This window comes from Sandaracinaceae bacterium (genome assembly GCA_016706685.1).
Taxonomy (GTDB): Bacteria; Myxococcota_A; Polyangia; order Polyangiales; family Houyiibacteriaceae; genus JADJJE01.
Genome location: JADJJE010000022.1, coordinates 55,458 through 77,522 on the forward strand (window position 1 = coordinate 55,458; position 22,065 = coordinate 77,522).

At 66.7% G+C, this 22,065-nt stretch carries 14 protein-coding genes, 2 tRNA genes and 3 rRNA genes; 9 read left to right on the forward strand and 10 right to left on the reverse strand.

The features are described 5' to 3' along the window. The first annotated feature begins 2,469 nt into the window (after nt 1-2,469). From IPI43_24130 to rrf, 5 genes are all read left to right on the forward strand, one after another. Nucleotides 2,470-3,990: ribosomal RNA gene (locus IPI43_24130) — 16S ribosomal RNA — on the forward strand. 178 nt (nt 3,991-4,168) lie between these two features. Beyond that, nucleotides 4,169-4,242: transfer RNA gene (locus IPI43_24135), tRNA-Ile, on the forward strand. A gap of 53 nt (nt 4,243-4,295) precedes the next feature. Further along, nucleotides 4,296-4,370: transfer RNA gene (locus tag IPI43_24140), tRNA-Ala, on the forward strand. Nucleotides 4,371-4,651: 281 nt separating this feature from the next. Then, nucleotides 4,652-7,657: ribosomal RNA gene (locus IPI43_24145) — 23S ribosomal RNA — on the forward strand. A gap of 127 nt (nt 7,658-7,784) precedes the next feature. Continuing rightward, nucleotides 7,785-7,901: ribosomal RNA gene (gene rrf, locus IPI43_24150) — 5S ribosomal RNA — on the forward strand. The 16S, 23S and 5S rRNA genes sit together here with 2 tRNA genes alongside, the layout of an rRNA operon. A 79-nt stretch (nt 7,902-7,980) precedes the next feature. On the opposite strand, the gene IPI43_24155 is transcribed toward rrf, so the two are convergent. The 7 genes from IPI43_24155 to IPI43_24185 form a co-directional block, all read right to left on the reverse strand. Continuing rightward, nucleotides 7,981-9,807, reverse strand: a complete 1,827-nt coding sequence (locus tag IPI43_24155; GenBank protein ID MBK7777178.1) for a serine/threonine protein kinase — start codon at nt 9,805-9,807, stop codon at nt 7,981-7,983. A gap of 102 nt (nt 9,808-9,909) precedes the next feature. Then, nucleotides 9,910-10,728, reverse strand: coding sequence for a hypothetical protein (locus IPI43_24160; protein MBK7777179.1), 819 nt, complete (start codon nt 10,726-10,728; stop codon nt 9,910-9,912). Nucleotides 10,729-10,944: 216 nt separating this feature from the next. Next, nucleotides 10,945-11,805 (reverse strand): hypothetical protein, encoded by an 861-nt coding sequence (locus IPI43_24165; GenBank protein MBK7777180.1) that lies wholly within the window; start codon nt 11,803-11,805, stop codon nt 10,945-10,947. A gap of 223 nt (nt 11,806-12,028) precedes the next feature. Next, a complete protein-coding gene (locus IPI43_24170) occupies nt 12,029-14,068 on the reverse strand; it encodes a hypothetical protein (protein ID MBK7777181.1) in 2,040 nt (679 codons plus the stop codon). After that, nucleotides 14,065-15,918, reverse strand: coding sequence for a hypothetical protein (locus IPI43_24175; GenBank protein ID MBK7777182.1), 1,854 nt, complete (start codon nt 15,916-15,918; stop codon nt 14,065-14,067). Before IPI43_24175 ends, IPI43_24170 begins: the two co-directional genes overlap by 4 nt. A gap of 199 nt (nt 15,919-16,117) precedes the next feature. Beyond that, nucleotides 16,118-16,573, reverse strand: coding sequence for a response regulator (locus tag IPI43_24180; protein MBK7777183.1), 456 nt, complete (start codon nt 16,571-16,573; stop codon nt 16,118-16,120). Nucleotides 16,574-16,646: 73 nt separating this feature from the next. Further along, nucleotides 16,647-17,390, reverse strand: a complete 744-nt coding sequence (locus IPI43_24185) for an HAD family hydrolase (GenBank protein ID MBK7777184.1) — start codon at nt 17,388-17,390, stop codon at nt 16,647-16,649. A 105-nt stretch (nt 17,391-17,495) separates the two neighbouring features. On the opposite strand from IPI43_24185, the gene IPI43_24190 reads away from it, so the two are divergent. Both IPI43_24190 and IPI43_24195 read left to right on the forward strand, forming a co-directional pair. Next, a complete protein-coding gene (locus IPI43_24190) occupies nt 17,496-18,086 on the forward strand; it encodes a hypothetical protein (GenBank protein MBK7777185.1) in 591 nt (196 codons plus the stop codon). A 1-nt stretch (nt 18,087) separates the two neighbouring features. Then, the gene (locus IPI43_24195) at nt 18,088-19,050 is read left to right on the forward strand and encodes an NAD-dependent epimerase/dehydratase family protein (protein MBK7777186.1); all 963 of its coding nucleotides are present in this window, start codon (nt 18,088-18,090) and stop codon (nt 19,048-19,050) included. A 28-nt stretch (nt 19,051-19,078) separates the two neighbouring features. On the opposite strand, the gene IPI43_24200 is transcribed toward IPI43_24195, so the two are convergent. Next, nucleotides 19,079-19,501: an HIT family protein gene (locus IPI43_24200; GenBank protein ID MBK7777187.1), complete on the reverse strand. Its 423-nt coding sequence runs from the start codon at nt 19,499-19,501 to the stop codon at nt 19,079-19,081. A gap of 41 nt (nt 19,502-19,542) precedes the next feature. Between IPI43_24200 and IPI43_24205 the strand changes: the two genes are divergently transcribed. After that, nucleotides 19,543-20,163, forward strand: coding sequence for a hypothetical protein (locus tag IPI43_24205; protein MBK7777188.1), 621 nt, complete (start codon nt 19,543-19,545; stop codon nt 20,161-20,163). Continuing rightward, nucleotides 20,160-20,717, forward strand: a complete 558-nt coding sequence (locus tag IPI43_24210; GenBank protein MBK7777189.1) for a hypothetical protein — start codon at nt 20,160-20,162, stop codon at nt 20,715-20,717. The genes IPI43_24205 and IPI43_24210 overlap by 4 nt, the downstream gene beginning before the upstream one ends. Nucleotides 20,718-20,735: 18 nt before the next feature. Here IPI43_24210 and IPI43_24215 read toward each other — a convergent pair whose 3' ends face one another. Together IPI43_24215 and IPI43_24220 are read right to left on the reverse strand one after the other, a co-directional pair. After that, the gene (locus tag IPI43_24215; GenBank protein ID MBK7777190.1) at nt 20,736-21,410 is read right to left on the reverse strand and encodes a TetR/AcrR family transcriptional regulator; all 675 of its coding nucleotides are present in this window, start codon (nt 21,408-21,410) and stop codon (nt 20,736-20,738) included. After that, on the reverse strand, nt 21,407-22,030 hold the full coding sequence (locus IPI43_24220; GenBank protein MBK7777191.1) for a glutathione S-transferase family protein: 624 nt from the start codon (nt 22,028-22,030) through the stop codon (nt 21,407-21,409). Before IPI43_24220 ends, IPI43_24215 begins: the two co-directional genes overlap by 4 nt. Nucleotides 22,031-22,065 lie beyond the last annotated feature (35 nt).

Sequence of the window (22,065 nt, forward strand, 5' to 3'; positions counted from 1 at the left end):
GCAGCAACACACCAGCCCAAGAGGAAACCCTCGACCCAAAAGTGCTGAGCTGGCTGGGTGATCACCAGCCCACGTTCACCGTCCCCGCGCTGCCCATGATGTCCATGGTGGACCGGTTGATGGCCGCGAGCGGCGTCAGCGTGTTCGCCGACGTGCAGGTGCACCGCTGGCTACCCACGCCGGCTAGCGCGCCGCCGCGCGTTCGCGTGGACTACGATGGAGACCGGGTGCGCCTCTCCGCTTTCCGTGAAGCGCGTGACGCTCGCCTCTCGCGCTTCGAGCCCGTGGCCAGCGCGCGCCTGCTCGGCACGGACGAGAGCTTGGTGGAGCCCCCCGCCACGCTCGAGCCGCTGATCAACCCGCAGCGCATGCCCGACCCCTACGCGGACGGGACGCTCTTCCACGGGCCGGCGTTCCACTACGTGCAGTCTCTCGAGCTGGGAGACAACGGCTCCACCACGTGGCTCGACGCCGCTCGTGGCACGGTGCCCCGCGGCTACGCCAACCAAGGCGTGCTGGACGCGCTCACGCACGGCATCCCACACGACGCCATGCATCGCTGGCACCCGAGCGTAGGGCACGACCTGGTGGCGTACCCCTACGGGCTCGACCACTTCCGCTCGCACCGCAAGCTGCCGACCACCGGGCAAGTGTGTGTCCAAGCGCGCGCGCTGCCGTTCGCGAGCGACGACACCGCACGGCGCTTCCCGCGCACCCGCATCCTCGCGTTCGACGCGCAGGGCGCGCTGCTCGTGGACATGCTGCTGCGCGAGGTGCTGCTCCCGAAGGGGCCGCTCGGCTCGGTGGACGGCCCCACGCGTCGCGCCTTCCTGCGGGACCGCGAGTACACGGGCGGGCTGGGTCTCAGCGTCACGACCGACGGTGTCACGCGCTGCCGTGAGGAAGACGTGCGCGGATCCGACTGGCTACCCGGCACCGTGGCCAGCGTCTATGCGTTGGCGGAGGGGGAGGGCGCTCGTGAGGTGGCCATCAAGGACCACGTCGCGCGCCTGGCCCACGACCACCCCTGCCGCGTGACCTTCGATGCCGTGGGTGGTCGCGCCGCACGCAAGCCGGTCACACGCTTCCCCCTTCACGTCACCGCCGAACAGGGCACCGCCGTGGTCACCTCGAGCGCAGCGCCACAGCTCGACCTGGACACGCTCCGCACGTTCTGGCGCGGCTGGTTCGGCCTCAGCGACTGGCCCGTCGAGCACCTCTACTTCGCCCTCCTCGAGCGCTTCATCTCGGAAGTCACGGTCGACGACCCCGCCGCGCACGCGGCGCTCCACGGCCAGCCGGTGCTCTACCTGGCCAACCACCAGACGGGCATCGAGTCGCTGCTCTTCTCCATCTTGGCGGGCGCCCTCCAGGGCGTGCCCTGCCTGACCCTCGCGAAGGTCGAGCACCGCGAGTCGTGGCTGGGCAAGCTCATCGCGCACTGTTTCACCCACCCGGGTGCGCGTGACCCGGGCGTCATCGCCCACTTCCAGCGCGAGGACCCGGCGTCGCTGCCGCGCATCGTCGCGGGCCTGCGCGACGGCATCGAGGGCGAGCGCAAGAGCCTGATGGTGCACGTGGAGGGCACGCGGGCGCTTCGAGCGCGTCAGCCCGTCAGCACCATGAGCGGTGTGTTCGTGGACTTGGCCCTGGCGGCCAACGTGCCGGTCATTCCCGTGCGCTTTGCCCACGGCCTGCCGCTCGAGCCGGTGACCGAGCGCCTCGAGTACCCCGTGGGCCTCGGGCGTCAGGCCTACCACCTGGGCGCCCCCATCCTGCCAGACGAGCTCCGGGCCCTGACCTACAAGGCCCGCAGCGAGCGCATCCTGGCCGCCATCAACCAGCTGGGGCCCACCACTGCCGACGAGCAGCCGGCTGCCCCAGAGGCCCTGGGCGGGGCGGTGCATCAAGGGGCTCCAGCCCACTTCGACGTCCTCATGAGGGTGGTCGCCGAGCACGCTCCCGACGGATCTCCTCTGCGATCCGTCTGCGCCGCCCCGAGCCTAGAGGAGGCCAGCGCCCGGGCATCCGAATTCGGCCCCTGGATGACCCAACTCGCGGCACTTTTCTTCGCCCCGGAGGCCGCGAAAACCCGCTGAATCTCGTGGAGTTAGCTCTATCGGTGAGAAATCTCTCGCACGAGCTTGACTCACCCCCCCCATACGCTAAGTTGCGCCTCCCGACGGGCCGCGAGGCACTGAAGGGCGAGCCAGAACGCGGCTCGGCTCAGAAAGTTCTTGACCTTCTGAGCGACGAGGACTAAAACCTTCGTCCCCCGGTTGGCTCCCAGAGCCAGCCACCACGGGTCGGTCGTTGAAAACTGAATCGGAACTACTCGCAAATTTGCGCGGGTCCCAAGTCAGCGAAAGCTGACAAGGTAATAAGAACCGTATCCGAGAAGGATGTCTGCAAAGCAGGCATCTAGGGACACATCTTTGAGGTGTCCCGAAGCAGGATGCTCAACAGTTTTAACTGGAGAGTTTGATCCTGGCTCAGAGCGAACGTTAGCGGCGGGCCTAACACATGCAAGTCGAACGCGAAAGGTCTTCGGACTGATTGAGTGGCGCACGGGTGAGTAACACGTAGGTAATCTACCCTTTGGCGGGGATAACGTTCCGAAAGGGACGCTAATACCGCATAAGACCACACGGGCTCCGGCTCGAGTGGGAAAAGGTGGCCTCTTCTTGAAAGCTACCACCGGAGGATGAGCCTGCGTCCCATCAGCTAGTTGGTAAGGTAATGGCTTACCAAGGCGAAGACGGGTAGCTGGTTTGAGAGAATGATCAGCCACACTGGCACTGGAACACGGGCCAGACTCCTACGGGAGGCAGCAGTGAGGAATATTGGGCAATGGGCGAAAGCCTGACCCAGCCACGCCGCGTGAGTGATGAAGGCCTTCGGGTCGTAAAGCTCTGTGGAGAGGGGAAAACCCTGGTTTCCACTAGGCTCCAAGCTTGACGGTACCTCTTTAGCAAGCACCGAGTAACTCTGTGCCAGCAGCCGCGGTAATACAGAGGGGGCAAGCGTTGCTCGGATTTACTGGGCGTAAAGCGCGCGTAGGCGGGTTCGCAAGTCGGACGTGAAATCCTGGCTCAACCCAGGAACTGCGTTCGAAACTGCGCGGTGTAGAGGTGAAATTCGTAGATATCGGGAGGAATACCAGTGGCGAAGGCGGCTTTCTGGACACTTACTGACGCTGAGACGCGAAAGCGTGGGGAGCAAACAGGATTAGATACCCTGGTAGTCCACGCTGTAAACGATGTGTGCTAGGTGTCGCGGGATTTGACTTCTGCGGTGCCGTAGCTAACGCGTTAAGCACACCGCCTGGGGAGTACGGCCGCAAGGCTAAAACTCAAAGAATCTGACGGGGCCCGCACAAGCGGTGGAGCATGTGGTTTGAATTCTGACGCAACGCGCAGAACCTTACCCAGGCTAGAAAAGGTAGAGAAGTCTGTAGAAATACGGATGTGCCTTTCAGGGGAATCTAATCCAGGTGCTGCATGGCTGTCGTCAGCTCGTGTCGTGAGATGTTGGGTTAAGTCCCGCAACGAGCGCAACCCTTGTCATTAGTTGCTAACGGTTCGGCCGAGCACTCTAATGAGACTGCCGGGGTTAACCCGGAGGAAGGTGGGGATGACGTCAAGTCCTCATGGCCCTTATGTCTGGGGCTACACACGTGCTACAATGGTCGGTACAAAGCGCAGCGAGCCCGCGAGGGGGAGCGAATCGCAAAAAGCCGGCCTCAGTACGGATTGCAGTCTGCAACTCGACTGCATGAAGGCGGAATCGCTAGTAATCGCTGATCAGCAGGCAGCGGTGAATACGTTCCCGGGCCTTGTACACACCGCCCGTCACACCATGGGAGTCGAGTGCTCCAGAAGTGGCTACGCCAACCCGCCAGGGAGGCAGGTCCCCAAGGAGTGTTTGGTAACTGGGGTGAAGTCGTAACAAGGTAGCCGTAGGGGAACCTGCGGCTGGATCACCTCCTTTCTAAGGAGCATCGACATCTTCGGATGTCACAGCTCGGTCAAACCCAGGCGCAAAGAGTAGTTTCCGTTTCAGTTTTCAGCGACCGACAGGTTCCGTCACAGGAGCGCGTCGCTTGTTGACAACACGCGAAAGAATCCTTGAAACCACCTCGAGGCGTAGCCGCCTCACCGGTTTCCCCGGGGCACTAGCTCAGGTGGTTAGAGCGCACCCCTGATAAGGGTGAGGTCGCTAGTTCGAGTCTAGCGTGCCCCACTATTTCGACCCCCTCGAGAGAGGCGGAGAGAAGTAAGTCAGATAGAGCCCTTGGGGTTGTAGCTCAGTTGGGAGAGCACCGGCTTTGCAAGCGGGGGTCATCGGTTCGAACCCGATCAGCTCCACCAGTAGTTTCGATTTCAGGATTTTTGCTTCTGCGCACGTACCCCTGGGTAGGTGCGCGAATCGAAAGAGTCCGCTCTTTCGCGTGTCATCTTCGACAACAGAATACGATGGAGAGAACTGGACCCACGCAAGTGGGAAGAGAGCTCAGGATTAGAATTTCTAGACGGCGAGTCAAAGTACTCGCCTGAGAAGTGAAAGTTCTGGGTAAAGGACATGGGCGTCAAAGGCTCGTGACTCGAACCCTGGACTCGAACGCAAGATACGAAACGTGCCTTAGGGATACGGTCAAGCTAGAAAGGGCACACGGTGGATGCCTAGGCGTAGAGAGGCGAAGAAGGACGTGGATAGCTGCGAAAAGCTCCGGGTAGCCGCGAACAAGCGTTGAACCGGAGATCTCCGAATCGGGCAACCGAATGCGGTCATACGCATTAGCGCAGGGCTGAATACATAGGCTCTGCGCGGCCAACCCAGGGAACTGAAACATCTAAGTACCTGGAGGAAAGGAAATCAAACGAGACTCCCCAAGTAGCGGCGAGCGAACGGGGACCAGCCTAAACCGATTCAGTGTAAGCCTGGTGGCGTTGCTGAATGGGTGTTGTGGGTCTGATGATGGAGTGCACCAGCGCTCTGACAGAGTTAACAAATGTATGGTTAGTAGAACAGCTTGGAACGGCTGGCCAAAGAGGGTGACAGCCCCGTAAACGAAAACGATACATCTCTGCATTGGCACCCGAGTAGCGCAGGGCACGTGGAACCCGGCGTGAATCTGGGAGGACCATCTTCCAAGGCTAAATACTCCTCGACGACCGATAGTGAACAAGTACCGTGAGGGAAAGGTGAAAAGCACCCCGGGAGGGGAGTGAAATAGTACCTGAAACCGTGTGTCTACAAGCAGTTGAAGCACTATGTATTCGTACAGTGCGACAGCGTACCTTTTGCATCATGGGCCTGCGAGTTACGCTATGTCGCAAGGTTAAGCCGTGAGGTGTAGCCGAAGGGAAACCGAGTCCAAATAGGGCGATTGAGTGGCATGGCGTAGACCCGAACCCGAGCGATCTATCCATGGGCAGGCTGAAGCGAGGGTAAGACCTCGTGAAGGGCCGAACCCACGTAGGTTGAAAACTGCGGGGATGACCTGTGGATCGGAGTGAAAGGCTAATCAAGCTCGGAAATAGCTGGTTCTCCGCGAAATATATTGAGGTATAGCCTCGGACGAATTGCACCGGAGGTAGAGCACTGAATGGGCTAGGGGTCTTACCAGACTACCAAACCCAATCAAACTCCGAATGCCGGTGACAACTATCCGGGAGGCAGACTGCGGGTGATAAGGTCCGTAGTCGAGAGGGAAAGAGCCCAGATCTACAGCTAAGGTCCCCAAATCCAGTCTAAGTGTCGAAGGATGTGGGAGCGCTCAGACAGCCAGGAGGTTGGCTTAGAAGCAGCCACCCTTTTAAAGAAAGCGTAATAGCTCACTGGTCGAGCGAGCCTGCGCCGAAAATGTAACGGGGCTAAAGTCTGGTACCGAAGCTTAGGGTTCTACGCAAGTAGAGCGGTAGCGGAGTATTGTCAGGTAGATACAAGCCATACCGTAAGGAGTGGTGTCGGACCTGAGAAGAGCAAATGCAGGCATGAGTAGCGATAAACAGGATGAGAAGTCCTGTCGCCGTAAGCCCAAGGTTTCCTGGGGAAGGATAATCCTCCCATGGGTTAGTCGGTCCCTAAGCTGAGCCCGAAAGGGGTAGGTGATGGCAAGCAGGTTAATATTCCTGCACCACTATATATACGTTGACCTGAGCAGGGACGGAGAAGGGTAGGCTGAGCCAGCCGTTTGGTTGTGCTGGTTCAAGCGCGTAGGCGGTTCCCGTAGGACCCAATAGGGACAAACGCGGGGGCAACGCCGAGACGTGATGAGGAGGAGCTCCGGCTCCGTAACTCAGTGATCCCATGCTTCCAAGAAAAGCTGCGCAGTGAGTATATGTAGTGACCGTACCGCAAACCGACTCAGGTGGGCGGGGTGAATATCCCAAGGCGCGTGGGAGAACACTGGCTAAGGAACTCGGCAAATTGACACCGTAACTTCGGGAGAAGGTGTGCCCCCATTACGTGAAAGCCCTGCGGCCGTAGCGGAAGGGGGTTGCAGAGAAATGAGGGTTGCGACTGTTTACCAAAAACACAGGACTCTGCGAACTCGTAAGAGGACGTATAGGGTCTGACGCCTGCCCGGTGCTGGAAGGTTAAGGGGAGATGTTAGTCTTCGGGCGAAGCTTCGAACCGAAGCCCCAGTAAACGGCGGCCGTAACTATAACGGTCCTAAGGTAGCGAAATCTCCTTGTCGGGTAAGTTCCGACCTGCACGAATGGCGTAACGACATCCCTACTGTCTCGGCCAGTGACCCAGCGAAATTGTATTGGGGGTGAAGATACCCTCTACCCGCGGCAAGACGGAAAGACCCCGTGAACCTTTACTGCAACTTGGCAGTGAAGCTCGGGACATTCTGCGTAGGATAGGTGGGAGACTTTGAAACCGGGGTTCCGGCTTCGGTGGAGTCAACCTTGAAATACCACCCTGAATGTTCTGGGCTTCTAACCCAGCACCGTTATCCGGTGCGGGGACACTGTCTGGTGGGCAGTTTGACTGGGGCGGTCGCCTCCCAAAAAGTAACGGAGGCGCGCGACGGTTCCCTCAGGCTGATTGGAAACCAGCCGTAGAGTGCAAAGGCATAAGGGAGCTTGACTGTGAGACCGACAGGTCGAGCAGGTGCGAAAGCAGGTCTTAGTGATCCGGTGGCTCCGAATGGAAGGGTCATCGCTCAACGGATAAAAGGTACTCCTGGGGATAACAGGCTGATCGCGCCTGAGAGTTCATATCGGCGGCGCGGTTTGGCACCTCGATGTCGGCTCATCGCATCCTGGGGCTGGAGCAGGTCCCAAGGGTTTGGCTGTTCGCCAATTAAAGCGGTACGCGAGCTGGGTTCAGAACGTCGTGAGACAGTTCGGTCCCTATCTGCCGTGGGCGCAGGATACTTGAGAGGATTTGACCATAGTACGAGAGGACCTGGTTGAACGTACCTCTAGTGTTCCGGTTGTCCTGCCAAGGGCATAGCCGGGTAGCTATGTACGGAACGGATAACCGCTGAAAGCATCTAAGCGGGAAGCCGGCCTCAAGATGAGGTATCCCGGACCTTCGGGTCCCTAAAGGCCCCTTGTAGACTACGAGGTAATAGGCAGGGTGTGGAAGTGTGGCAACACATGGAGCTGACCTGTACTAATCGGCCGTGCGGCTTGACCTATCTCTAAGGTACGAGTCGTTTCAATGTTCGAGTTCAGGGTTGGAGACATGAGTCCCAGTGCGAAAGCCGGGACCACCCAACCTGGATACGTCTAATCAACCTTCCAGAGCTGTTGCTCTCCATTTGTTTCGGTGGCGATGTCGAAAGGGTCATACCCGATCCCATCCCGAACTCGGTAGTCAAGCCTTTCAGAGCCAATGGTACTGCAGCGGAAGCGCTGTGGGAGAGTAGGACGCCGCCGGATTTATCGAAGCCCCTCGCTTAACTGCGGGGGGCTTCGCCTTTTTAAGCGCCTCGCTAGGCGCGTGAGCTGCTCCAGCCGGCTACGGCTCGAAGCGGCGGACGATGCGCAGGGACTCGCCCGGGCGGACGAAGATCTCCTCTTCGATGGAGCGCCCGTCGTCGGCTACGAGGCGCAGCAGGTGGCGGCCCGGCGAGACCTGCAGGTCTGGAATGGGTGTGCGTCGGCCCGTAGGCCGCCCATCGAGGTGCACGTGCGCCCAAGGGACCGTCGTGAGGATGAGCACTCCCGGGCGATTGGGGTCGGGCTGCTCGCGTGGGACCACGCTCAGCTCCACCAAGGCCGTGACGTTGGGGCGCACCAAGATGTCCGATGCTACCGGCTCGAGGCCCTCGGAGCGAAGCTCCACGCGGCGGGTGCCGATGCCCACGTGCTCGAGCCGCAGCGGGGTCTGCCCCCGCATCACTCCGTCGACCCACGCCTCGGCGGGGCGGCCCTCTCGTTCGCGAATCTCGATCTGGCCCTCGCCGCTCTGCTGCGTGGCAAACCACCCCACCAGGGCAATCACGATGAGCGCAAAGGCGCCGGCGATGTACCAGACGGTGGACACACCAGCCGCAGGGGGAGCGGCCTCGTCACGCGGGACGATGGGGTTGGGGCCGGTGGCGTCTTGGGTCTTCTTGGCGCTGTCCCGGCGACGCTTGCGCTCACGGCGCTGCTCCTCCGGTTCGGGAGTGAGCGCATTGGGTGCGAGCTTCACCGAGCTCGAGAGCGTGGACGTGATGGCGAACGACGGGCGCTCGGAGGAGCTGAGCGCATCGGACGAGAAGTAGATCTGTGTGGGCGCGTCGTCCCAAGCGCCCGCGGCCTCTTCTTCGAACGCGGGCTCGGTGATGACCGTGGGCTCGTTGGCGAACGGGTCATCCTCCATGGACGCTGGCGGGCGAATGGAGTCGATGTCCTCGGGGCTGCGCAGCGCCGCATACAGGTTGAGGCGCCGCTTGCTCCGCTCGAGGGTCTCGTCGAACTCGGCGCGCATCCACTCAGCTGCGCGTGAGGTGGTGAACGGCTGGCCACCGATGCTCAGGGAGCGCAAGAACTCCGCCTGGAGCTCGGCGGTGGACTCTGGGCGCGTGCGGCGGTCGCGCGCCATGCAGCGCGTGAGCAGCGCCAGCAGCGACTTCTCGGCCTCGCTGCCCGCGGGGGCAGGGCGCGCGCGCCCCTCGTCATCGGGCCGCCGCCCCGTCAGCAGCTCATAGACGCACGCTCCCACGGAGAACACCTCACTGCGAGGGTCGAGCGGAGAGCCCGCGAGCTGCTCTGGGCTCCGGTAGGCAAAGCGTCCATCGAGGAGTGCGTCGGCATCGTCGCCAGCCGCACCCGGAAGCGCAAAGTCGATGAGCTTGATGGTGCCTTCGTAGCTGACGAGGACGTTGCTGGGCTCGAGGTTGCCGTGGTAGACGGGCGCCGCCACCCCGTCCGTGCGCCGAGTGTGGGCGTAGTGCAGCGCATCACACAGCCGGGCCCCCACGAACGCCGCCATGCCCACGGGCGCCTCGCGCCGCCCCGCACGCCGCTCGATGATGGTCTTCAGGCTCTGGCCCCACACGTGCTCCATCACGGTGTAGTGCGTGGGCCCCACCTTCCCCAGCTCGTAGATGGGAGTGATGTGGGCGTGACCCAAGGCGCCGAGCAGCTTGGCTTCGTCGATGAAGCGCTGCGTGGCGGCCGCGTCGTGCGCCAAGTGTCCCCGCATGCGCTTGAGCGCGACGAACTTCTGGAACCCCTCGACGCCGAAGGTCTTCGCAAGAAACACCTCGGTGGCGCTCCCCACGTGCAACCGCTCGAGGAGGAGGTACTTGCCGAAGGGTATGGCGCGCGGAGTGCGCGAAGCGCCAGTGGAAGTCACGGGCCGATGGTCGCGAAGGTTGGCGGTTGGCGCAAGCGCAACACAAACAAAAACGGGACCGGCGTTTCCGCCGATCCCGCTGATGTCAGGGAGCCGTTGCTCTCAGAGCGCGGCGGGGGTGTGGAGCACGCCGGTGGCCGTGAGGCCGACCGAGAGGGCCGCACACGCGCCATTGACCTGCACGTCGTACAGGTTCTCGAGGATCGGTCCGATGTCGTCGAAGGTGACGTCGCCGCCGAGCTGCGGAAGCAGCTGCATGATGGTGGTCTCGAACGCGGTCTGGACGAGCGCGCCGCCGATGACGACGTTGGTGAGCGCGGTGTCGGTGCGGTTACCGGTGATGATCACGTTGGTGACGGCCAGGTCGATGTCGACCGTGCCCGTGTCGGTGCCGTAGGGGATCGAGAGGTTGAGCGACGAGACCACGCCGCGCATGTTGCCGCTGCCGTCGAGGCTGCCGTTGAACGGACCAGCAAGGGTCTCGCCCTCGCCGTCTTCGACTTCCACGATGACGCAGTTGGCGCCGGTGGTGATGCTGACGATCAGGTCGATGCGGGTGCAGGTGGTGTCGCCGACGGCGCAGTTGAGGCCGTTGTCGATCTCCTCCTGGAGGTCGACGGGATCCATCGGCGCGAGGGCCGGAAGGGCCGCCGCCAGGTCGATGAGCGAGTTGTCCACGCCGCCGTCGTAGTCGGGAACGCCGCAGGTGTCACCGACGCGGTCCACGTTGTGACCGACGACATCGCCATCCATGGCCTGTTCCGGCGTGGGGATGTTGAGGGCGTTCAGGCGGTAGAGGATGGGATCGCCCGTGGGGGTGCAGACGCCGAAGTCCTCGGTGATCACCTGGGTCGTGGTGGTCGTGCTGGTGGTGGTGGTGCCGCTGTCGTCGCCGCAGCCGGCAAACATGGACGCGCTCAAGGTAAGGCTAAAAGCTAGTTTCTTCAGATCCATCCTAATTTCTCCTTCGGACCCTCTTGCCCAAGGCAGCGGAGGGATATGCCACCGCCAGCGGGTGCGGGCGGCGTAACTTGGTAACACGGTGGTTTTGGCGGAAGCAAGGGGTGTGAGGCCCCGAGTCGCACAGTAGGATGCCTGACGATTTCGCTATCGTCCACTACTTCGTGGTGAGCGCGTTCAGGGCGCTGCAGCAAGGGTTGCGGAGCCGGTGAGCCCCACCGAGAGGGCGGAGCACGTGCCTCCGATTTGGACGTCGTAGAGGTTCTCGAGGATCGCCTGGATGTCCTCGAACGCGATGCCGTCACCGAGCAGCTGGAGGAGATCCATGATGGTGGCCTCGAATGCGGCGCGCTCGAGGCTCCCACCGAGCACGATGTCGCTCAGGCTGGTCGCATCGAGGTTGGCGGTGAGGATGACGTTGGTGACCTCGAGGTTGATGTTCACCGAGCCCCCGTCACCCTGGTAGGGGATCGCGAGGGCCAGCGCCGAGACGCGACCGCGTACGGTGCCGTCGGAGCCGAGCGTGCCGGTGAACGGACCTGCCAAGACCTCATCGTCACCATCGAGGACGTTGACCACCACACAGCCGCTGCCGGTCTGGACACTCACGATCAGATCGAGGCGGGTGCACTCGGCGGGGTCGGCGTCGGCCGCGCAGCTCAGGGCGTTGTCGATCTCGGTCTGGAGGTCGATGGGATCATCGGGCGCCAGCGCAGGGAGGGCCGCCGCGAGGTCGATCAGGGAGTTGTCCACGCCACCGTCGTAGTCGGGCACGCCGCAGGTGTCCCCGACCCCGTCCACGTTGTGACCGACCACCGCGTTGGCGGTCGCCTCGTCGGGGGTGGGGATGTGGAGGGTGGTGACGCGGTAGCGGGTGGTGGTCCCGGTCGGTACGCAGATGGGAGGTGGGTCGATGATGACGATGTTTCCTTGATCGCGTGGGGAAGGCTCGACGGTGCCATCGCAACCGCTGACGATGCACAGCAGCGCGAGCGTGGCCATGGGGGCTCGGGAACAGAGGAAGGGGTTGAGGGTCATGGGTCTCTCCGTGGTTCGTGCAGTGAAACGACACGAGGGGACCCGCCCCGGCCCATGCGCTCGAGGGGTGCACACGACCTGGCATCCGAGTGGGAGACCGCGCCGCGCGCACGTCGAGGCGCCGGGTTGGCGCGCTCCCCTCAGGTGTTCACAGCATGCCGAAGGGCGCGCGTGACGTCGAGGCCGCCGCGCCGAATTGTCTCGGCGCTGCGGCGATGACCGCTCAGCGGCGTGGACTGGGGCTGTGCTCGACCTCGGCGGTCACGCTGTTGCCGCTCGCGTCGGTGGCCCGCACCGCCACCACGTGTGGGCCGGGCGCCAGCTCCTCGAGCTCCACTTCGAAGCGCTCCACCGCGGTGTCGAGCAGGTGGTCCACGGGGAAGACGTCATGGAACTCACCCCCGTCGATGGCCAGCTCGAGCCGTGCGATGGGGCCCAGCGTGTCCACCGCGCGACCGGAGACGCGAGCGCCCTCTAGTGCGAGGCCCTCGATGACGGGCGCGTGGTTGTCGATGCGAATGGGCTCCGACACGGCGCGCGACGTGAGCTGCAGCGCCCGCGGGTTGGCGGACTCGTCCGACGCCTCGACCTCGACGATGTAGTAGCCGTCGGGCAGCGACGCCGTCTCCCACGCGTAGTTCGGCTCGGTGTGCACCACGCTGTCGCGCAGCATGTCACGCCACACCGTCTGGTTCTCGGCGCGGAAGCGCAGCCGATAGCGGAGCGCGTCGCCGTCCGGGTTGTCCATCTGCCACTCGAGCTCGTAGCGCGAGCTGGCGGTGCGACCGGCGGGGCGCGCCTTGAGGCCCACGGCCAGCACGGCCGCGCGCTGGTTCTGCTGCAGGTAGTGCAGCACGATGGCGTGCACGGTGCTGGTGGGGCTGGTGAGCTCCGCGCGCACCTGGATGTAGCGCGCTCCCGGGCTGCGCACCGGGCCGGGCGCCGTGATGGGCGCCGACCACGCGCTCCAGGTCTCGTCGGGCGTGGCGCTGTTGCCGGTGCGGGTGAGCATGCGCACCGCGCCTTGGCCGCGCCAGTCCAGCTGACCGAAGCGCGCGTTGAACGACGCGTCCTGCACCGCGCTGGTCCAGAGTGGAGCCGCAGCAGGGCGATCGGTCAGGCGGTAGACGGCGCCGCTGTCGCCGGTGGCGATGACGGGCTCGCTGCCCAGCATGTCGATGGCGAGCACCTGCCGCTCTTCCACGTCGACGAGGATGGCGTGCGTGCGATCGGGAGCCACGCGGAAGACGCGCCCCTCCTTGCCCGCGCCCGCGTAGATGGTGCCGTCGGTGTCGAGCTGCACCGAGGTGAAGTGGCCGTCGTCGTGCGCGAACACGCGCTCCGTGCGGCCGTCGGCGTTCACCACGAAGAGGCGGCCCTTGCCCGTGGCGGGCCGGCTGGGGATGCCCTCCACGGCGGCGCCCACCCGGGGCGGCGCGGGGAACTCGTTGGCCGCCACGGCCAGCACGCCGTTGCGCGCGGCGATGGCCGTGACCTCGTTGCCTGGGAAGTCGTAGACCACCTCGGCGCGCCCAGGGCCCAGCAGCTTCAGCAGCAGCGCGTCGTCGCTGGTGCCCGCGTAGACGCTGCCGTCCGCGTCGCGGGCGAGGCTCATGACGTGGCCCGCGCGGCTCTGGTAGTAGACCTCGGCGTGGCCGCTGCGGTCGATGCTGTAGACGCGACCGTTGGGGCCCGTGGCCGCCAAGAGCGACGTGCCGTGCACCACCAGCGCCCACACGTGCTCGGTCTCGGGGAGCTGCACCAGCTCGCGGATGGCGCCGCCGGGCGGCACGACGAACACGCGCCCTTCCGGGAGCGTGCCCGCGTAGAGCGTGCCGTCCGTGTCGAGGGCCAGCGAGGCCACCAGGAGCTGCCCCGTGACCGCCACCTCTTCGATGCGATCGCCGCGCAGGCGCAAGATGCGGCCCTCGTTGCCCGTGCCGAGGAACACGCTGCCGTCGGGCGCGCGCACCATGCTGTAGACCAGGGGCGTGTTCTCGACCGCGATGCGGCGCACCTCGCGGCCCACGGCCAGGCTGCCGTGGGAGAGCACGGTGGTGCCGGCCAGCTCACCGGCCGTGAACGTGGCGGCGGAGTCCACTTGGAAGCTGCGCGTCCCCACCGCGGCGGCGCGTGAGGTCCAGGCGGTGCTGGCCAGCAGCGTGAGCGCCGGCACGCCGAGCGCGCAGCCGAGCAGGATGGAGAGCGCGCGACGGGCGCGCGGCGAGCGAAGGGCAACGAGGCGATGGCGAGGCGTGGTCATGGGGTGGCTCTCGGCTGACGGACGCGGAGGGTGAGGCGGGCGCTGCCGAAGACGACGTCTCCCATGGGGAGCTCTTGACGCACGCGGGTCTCGAAGGGGGCGGAGACGAGGGCTCCGGTGACGGGCTGCAGCGCGTCCAGCGCCGACGGGGGCAGGCCGCTCACGGCGTGACCGTCGAAGCGCAGACCGCGCGTGGGAAGCGCGATGGCGGCTACCAGTGAGGTGGCCGGGTAACGGTCGCCGAGGTCCGCCAGGTACTCGGCGAGGTCGCTGGGCCGGCCGTGCTCACGGGTCTGCGTGGGGCCGGGGGCGATGGTGATCTGCAGCGTCTCCCCGGCCACGTGGCGCGGGATGCGCACCTGCACCACGCGCGTGGTGTCGGGCTCGCCCCAGCGGCGCACCTGCAGGTAGACGGGCACCAGCGCGCCCGGCTCGACCTCGTCCTCGGTGGTGGTGGCGGCGATCATCTGCAGCACGTCGCGGCGGTACTCGATCTCGAGGTCCACCTCGATGCCGGTGACGCGCGCGGGGCCGAAGGGGTTGTCGAAGGCCGCCATCATGACGGCGAACATGCGCATCTGCGCGAGGGCGCCGGCCTCGGCCGGGCCCGCGTCCATGTAGCCGCGCTCCTCGAACACGATGGGCTGATGGCCCTCGAGGCGCACCTGCGTGCGGGCGCGGAACACCACGTCGGTCGCGTCGGCCGCCGAAGCGTGGAGCGCGTTGATCAGGCTCGCGTACGCCAGCATGGGGGACATCGCGCGGTGGTGGGCCACCTCGAGGTTCCACTCGGTGCGCGGGGCGCCCTCCACGCCGTGCAGGCGCACGCGCATGGGGATGGTGGCGGCGCGGATGCGCGTGTCGATGACGATGGCGCTCTGGCGGTCGTGGATGAGCGCGCCCAGCGGCGCGAGCGCCTCGGCGATCTTGAACGAGCGCTGGTCGCTGATGAGCACGTGCAGCACGCGCGCCGTGGTGGTGGGCAGCCCGGTCTCGCCGCCGTTCATCATGGGGTGGCCGAAGGCGATGACGCGCTCGCCGCCCACGTGGGTGACGGTCCCGATGCCCGTGGTGGCCATGTCGCCGCGCACCAGCTGCACGCCGATGGAGCCTCCGTCCACGTAGCGCGCGTTGGCGTCGGGGGCAGGGCGCCCTGCGCCGCCGGTCTGCACCGGGTCGAGGCCCAGGCCCGAGAGCTCACGCGAGAGCATCTGCGCCACGTCGTCGGTGAAGCCGCCCAGCATGAGCGGGGTCTGCGCCGGCACTAGGCCGACCGGGCCCGTGGAGCGCGCCTGCGCGAGGCGGGCCACGTCGGCCCGCACGCCCGCGAACGCGTCCACGTCCGTGGGCGGCAGCGCGGCGGTGCGGCGCTGTGCTGCAGCCGCCGGCCGGCTGGCTCCGCGAGGCGCGCCTGGCGAGGTGGGGAACAGCTCTGCGCCAGGGAAGCTGCTGGGCCGAATGGGGCGGTGCAGCTCGGCGAGCATGTTGGCGATGGGCGTGACGCCGATGACCGGGTCGGTGCCGTGCGGCCACCCGTAGGCGTAGGCACCCGCCAGGCGACCGTCGAGGTACACCGGGCTGCCGCTCATGCCACCCACGGCGCGCGCGCGGTTGAGCAAGGGGTGCGGGGTGCGCACCAGGATCAGGTCCTGGTCGGGCCGGAAGTTGTGCAGGACGTCGATGACCTCCACGTCGAAGCGCTCGGGCTCGGTGCCGGTCAGCACGCTGAGGCCGTAGCCACGCATGCCGGGGCGGATTTCGTCCACGCCGATGGTGCGCGGACCCGACTGTGCCACGCCGACGGTGGCGGCGACGGCGGCCAGGGCCGTGGCCAGCGCGGCGAGGAACACGGGACGCCGGCGGGCTTCCCCGTGGGTCGCGTGGGCGCGCGGGCGCGGTGTGCTCGGCCGACCAGTGGGTCTCGGCGTCATCTCGTGGGCTCCAGGGTGGTGACGGACGCGTTGGGCGCGGGCACGGTTGTCCAGCAACGCGCAGCGAGGGTGTGAACTTCCACCTGATCGCTCGGTTTGGGTTGGACCGGGGTGGGGCTCACTCGGCTGGCGCGACCGCCACGCTGGGCTGCAGGTCCAGGCTGCGCAAGAGCTCGCGCACGGCCTCCAAGCGAAACGGCTTGGTGAGACACGCGACGGCGCCCACCAGCGAAGCGGCAGGGTGCTCCTTGGCGCCCGCTTCCACCACCAGCACGACGGGCACCTCGGGCATGAGCTCCGCGATCTCCTGCGCCAGCTCGATGCCGTCCATGCCGGGCAAGCGCTCGCTCACCAGCACCAGGTCCACCTGCCACTGCGAGAGCAGCGCGAGCGCGCCTTCGCCGGAGCCGCTGCCCACCACGCGGTGCCCCTCGAGGGTCAGCATGCGCGCCGCACGGGCCTGTTGGTCCGGGTCGCTCTCCACCACCAGGATGCCGCAGGCACGCCGGGTCTGCGCCACTCGCCGAGCCGCCTCGACGAGCGTGATGCGTTCCTGTGGCGCGGGCTTCAGCATGAGCGTCGACCATCATAGGGTGCCCCTCAGAGGGATGCAACGACGGCCCCATTCCCCATGGATTCCAGAGACTTCAGCTGCCGAGGCGAAAGTCGCGCACGTGCGACAGGCCGGACTCCGGGGGAGGGGGCTCGAGCTCCCACGTGTCCATCAGCCCGACCAGCGCATCCGGGAAGTATCCGTAAGCCATCGCGCACACGGCGGGGTCCGAGTCGAACACCGCCACGACCTCGCCGCCACGTGCCAGCTCGGGCAGCATCTCGCGCTTGTGCGCCTCGTCCGACAGGGTGGCGTCCGGCTTGAAGGCAAGCTGCACACCGGGCTCGGCGATGGGGAAGCCATGGTCGCGCAGCGCCACCACGCTGCCGATCAGCATGCTGGGGATGTCGCGTGCGCTCAGGTAGACCACGCCACCACCGGCGCGGTGCACCTGCGAGGCGAACTCGGCGGCGCCTGGCTCGGGGGTGTCGTGCACCAAGTAGGCCGAGTCGTGGAAGCGTGTGTACCAGAAGTTGGTGATGTCCCGGACGGTGAGGGGCTGCACCACACCCACTTCGCGCAGCGTGTCGCGCAGCAGCCGGCGGATCATGCCGTGTTCGAGGCGACGTAGGGAGGCCGCCACGGCAGGTGCTTCGTTCTCTACGCTGTCGGCGAACTCGAACAGGATCTGCAGCGTGCGCGGGCGCGTCTCGAACAGGGTTCCGTCCAGCCCGAAGACCACGATGGGAGGCAGGCCGCCGTCGGCTGCCCGCACGTTCACCCGGTCGAGGACCTGTTGGAGCAGTTGAATTTGATGGGGCAGGGGAGGTGGCAGCACGGCGGCGAGGGTATCAAAGGAGCCGTAAAGGACGCAACGGAACGGCAATTCTCCACGAAGTCCCGCCGTGGCGCCGTGCGAGCCGGGCTGGTATTCTCGCTGGCCATGTCGTCACGCACGTCCCTTCGGTCGGTGTTCTCCTCCTGGTCCGCGCTGCTCGCGCTGCTCTCGCTCGGCGCGCTGGGCGGGGCGCTCTCCGGCTGCAGCAGCCCCACGGCGTACGTCATCGAGGGCGACACCATGGTCTACACGCTGACCAATCTGCACCCCGACGAGCGGCGCGGTCTCGCGTACTCGCTGAACTATCAACAGGACGGCCTGATCCCCGTCTGCACGCAGGTCAACATCGACAGCGTGAACCAGCAGGAGCTGCGCTTCACGGTGTCTGGGACCGGACGCCAGTACCGCTACATGTTCACGCGCCACCTGCGCGACGCCATCGACATGCACATGAGCCGCTACTTCGGGCCGAACTGCCCGGACCTGACGGCGCTCAGCGAGGCAGACCGCGTGGGCATCCAGCAGGGCCAGGTGTTCCAGGGCATGAGCAAGCAAGGCGTCATCCTGGCCATCGGCTACCCGCCCGAGCACCAGACGCCTTCGCTCGAGGCCGACCAGTGGTCGTACTGGCGCAACTCCCACAGCCGCTTCCAGGTCTACTTCGTGGGCGGCCTGGTGAGCGGCATCCAGCAGTAAGCTGCGCGTCTTCCTGACAGGCGCCACGGGGTTCCTCGGCGCTCACCTGCTGCCGGCCCTGCGCAGCGCGGGGCACGACGTGCGGGTCTGGGCGCGGGCGTCTTCGGACGTGGGGGCGCTGGGCGACGTGGAGGTGCGGCGTGGCTCGCTGCTGGACGAAGCAGCGCTCACAGATGCCATGCGCGGGTGCGATGCCGTCCTGCACGCTGCGGGTGGCGGCAAAGTGCTGCACATCGCCGATGTCTACCGCGACAACACGGAGACCACCGCCGTGCTGGTGGCGGCGGCGAAGCGCGCAGGCGTCGCGCGCTTCGTGTTGGTCTCTTCGCTGGCTGCGGGCGGTGGCGGTGAGCGCCCGCGCGTGGAGAGCGACCCGCCGCGACCCGCGTCGCACTACGGGCGCAGCAAGCTCGAAGCGGAGCGACGCGTGCTGGCCGAGCAGGAGCACCTGCACGCGGTCATCGTGCGGCCGCCAGCGGTGTATGGGCCGGGCGACACCCGCATGGTGGCGCTCTTCGCTGCAGCCACGCGTGGCGTGGTGCCCATGGTGCTGCCCAGCGGCAGCCTGTCACTGGTCTACGGCGCGGACTGCGCCGACGCGCTGGTGCGCGCGCTGACCGCCACGGTGCCGAGCGGGAGTGTCTACTACGTGGCCGACGGCGAGCCGTATGGGCGCCGCGAGTTCGCCTCGCTGATTGGCGCGGCGGTGGGGCGCCGCGTGCGCGTGGTCCCCATCCCCACGGCTGCGGTCGTGGCCGCAGGCGCGCTGAACGAGGCATGGGGGCGGCTGCGCCGCGAGAGCGTGGTGCTGAGCCGCGACAAGGTGGCGGACATCCGCGTGCCGCACCAGACGTGCGATGCGTCGCGCGCACGAGCCGAGCTGGGCTGGACGCCACGCGTGCGCTTCGAGGAGGGCGCACGCCTGACGGCCGAGGCGTACCGACGCGACGGCTGGATCCGCTAGCGGCGCGACGGGGCGGCCCACCCCGCGGCTATGCGGACGCGAGCGCGGTGCGCACCAGCGAAGCGAGGGCAGCACCCTCCGGGCCTCCCAAGCTGCCGGCGGGCCACTTCACGCCGAGCCCCTGCGCACCATCCGGCTTCGGGATGATGTGGAAGTGCACGTGGAACACCGCCTGGTGCGCGCCGGCGCCATTGTTCTGCAGCACGTTGTACTCGCGCACCCCCGTGACCGCGATGAGCGCACGGCACAGGCGCGGCAGCACCCGACCGATGGCGGCCGAAGACTCGTCCGAGAGCGCGTCGAGGGTCACGGCCGGCTCCTTCGGGATGACGAGTGTGTGCCCCTTCGAGAGCGGGCCGATGTCCAGGAACGCGAGCACGAGGTCGTCCTCGTAGACTCGGTGGCAGGGGATCTCGCCCCGCAGGATCTTGCTGAAGATGGTGTCGGACATGGGCGCACCATACCACCGGCCCATGGGTATACTGGGCGGCGATGAACCATCGAGCCCCTCGCTGTGTCTCCGTGGCCGTGCTGTCGCTGCTGGTGGGCACGCTGGCGTGCGGCGGGGACGGGAGCGAGGAGGCGCCCAACAGCGGTGAACCCGTCGAAGACCCCTATGGCGGTGAGGAGCCGACGACCGCGGTCACGCTCCCGTTCGAGGACCCGACACCGATGCCGACGCCCGTCCCCGCTCCGCTTCCCGAGCAGGTCGTGCCAGCCACTGGCCCGGCCCAGCTGGTGCTGCTGCACACGCACGAGCTGCTGCGCTCGGAGGAGCGGTACGTGGAGCAGCTGCTCAGCGCGCTCCGACGGGCGTCCATCACGCTCGAGCGCACGCCCGTGGGAGACCGCGCTGCGATGCTCGAGGGCTGGCTGACGGAGACCGACCCGGCACGGCGCGCACAGCTCGCGCTGGGACCCGCACGTGGGAGTGCGCGCGCGTTGTTGGTCCTGCGGATCTCGGCGCCGGTGGACCGCCGCGCTCAGGGGGTCACGGCCTTCGGCGTGATCGCCGGCGAGCCGGCGCGCGAGCGCCTGTGGGCGCAGGGCGACCTGCCTGCGGACGCGCACGCGGCGCTGGCTGCACTCTTGGGCGAGGGGAGCCAGCCATGAGCTGCGGTCACCTCGCATCACGCGCGCGCATCCTGGTGCTCCGGTTGTCGGCGCTGGTCGCGCTGCTCGGGGCGCTGGTCCTGCCCACGGCGCTGCTCGTGCCCATGCCCGCGCGAGCAGGCGCGCGCGACCTCGAGGTGCTCTTCGTGCGCCTCGACGACGGGAGCGACGCGGCGGCCACGGCCTGTGCTGGCGCCGTGCGGGGCGCGCTGAACCGCGCCTTCGGCGGCGAAGTCCACCTGATGTCGATCCCGCGCGACGTGCTGCTCACGCGCCTCGGGGCGAGCTCGCTCGACGGCTTCGTGGGATGGCCACGGGAGCGCTTCTCGGGTGCGCTCAGCGGGCGGTCCGCCGCAGGCCTCGACGCGCTGGTGATGCTGGACTGCCAACCCGCGCTACAGCGCCTCGACCTCGTGGTGTTCGCGGGGACGGGCGCGCTCCCGAGCGCCGAAGCGCAGCGCCTGTCGGTGCGCCACACGGAGATCACGCCCGCAGTGGCGCGTTTCGCAGGCAGCGTGGCCAGCATGTGGCAGACCGAGGGGTTCTCGCCCTGACCCTGCGTTGAGAGGTCGTCAGGGCTTCCGGGTGCCGGGGCCGTGCACCGTGAACTCGGCGATGATGGCCGTGGTGCCGCGCATGAGGGCGTCCAGCGCGCCGGCGCGGTCGATGGCGCCGTCGATCCAGTGCTGCACCGTGGCGCGCGAGATGGCCACCAGCATCTGCGCGAGCACCGCCGCGGTGGCCGGCGGGCAGCCCGTGACCTCGGCGATGGTGCGGTGCCAAGGGCGGACCATGCGCTCGCGCACCTCGGCGATGGTCTGCTCGAGCTCGGGGAAGGGCGCGACGGTGCCGAAGAGGTACCAGCCACCGGCCCCCTTCTCGTCGATGAGGTCGAACACCACCTCGACGAAGGTGCGCACCGTGGCGCGGAAGTCGTCGGCGTTGCGGTCGGGGCCCGCAGGCGGCGTGGCTACCAAGCGCTCGCGCAGCCCATCGCGCAGGGCGTCCGTGAAGTCTTCCAGCACCGCCGAGAGCAGCGCCTGCCGGTTGGGGAAGAACTTGTAGACCACCGGCCGCGTCACGCCGGCCGCGGTGGCCACCTCCGGGATGCGCACCCGGTCCACGCCCTCGCGAGCGATGATGGCGGCCGTGACGTCGATGAGCTGTTGCCGGCGGTCTTTCGCCCACAGGCGCTGGCTGCGCTCGCTGTCCGGGAGGACGTCCTTGATGTGGCGGGGTGTGCTCATGGCGAAGCGGGCGCGTCGGCCGGGCGGGTGGCCTGCACCGAGGGACGTGCGTTCAGCCGCTCGGCGTAGGCGGCCACGTGCGCCGGGACGTCCACGTCCAGCATGCCGATGAACTGCAGGAACGGTGCGTACGCGATGTCCGCCATGGAGAAGTGCTCGTCCACCAGCCAGGTGCGGTGCGTGAGGTGCGTGTCCAGGATGGCGAAGTGCCTGGCCACCTGCTTGCTGGCGTTGGCCATGAGCTCGCGCTGCCAGCGCGCCTCGGGGATGAAGCGCTTCGGGAAGATGATGGTGCCCACGTGTCCCGCCAGCTGGAGGTCACACAGCTTGATGTGCATGTGCAGCTCGGCGCGGCCCTCGGGGCTGGCCGGTTGGAGGGGCGGGGAAGGGTGCTTGGCCTCGAGGAAGTCCAGGATGGCGCTCGACTCCACCAGCGTGAGGGCGCCGTCGACCAGGGCGGGCACACGGCCATAGGGGTTGATGGCCAGGTACTCCGGGCTGCGGTGCTCCTTCTTGCCCATGTCCACGATCTTCACGTCCCACGTCACGCCCTTCTCGAGGAGGGCGATGTGGACGCGCTGGGCGTAGGTGCTCATGGGGTGCGAGTAGAGGGTGGGCATGCGGTCTGTCTCGTGGCCTCGGCTGTGGTAACAAC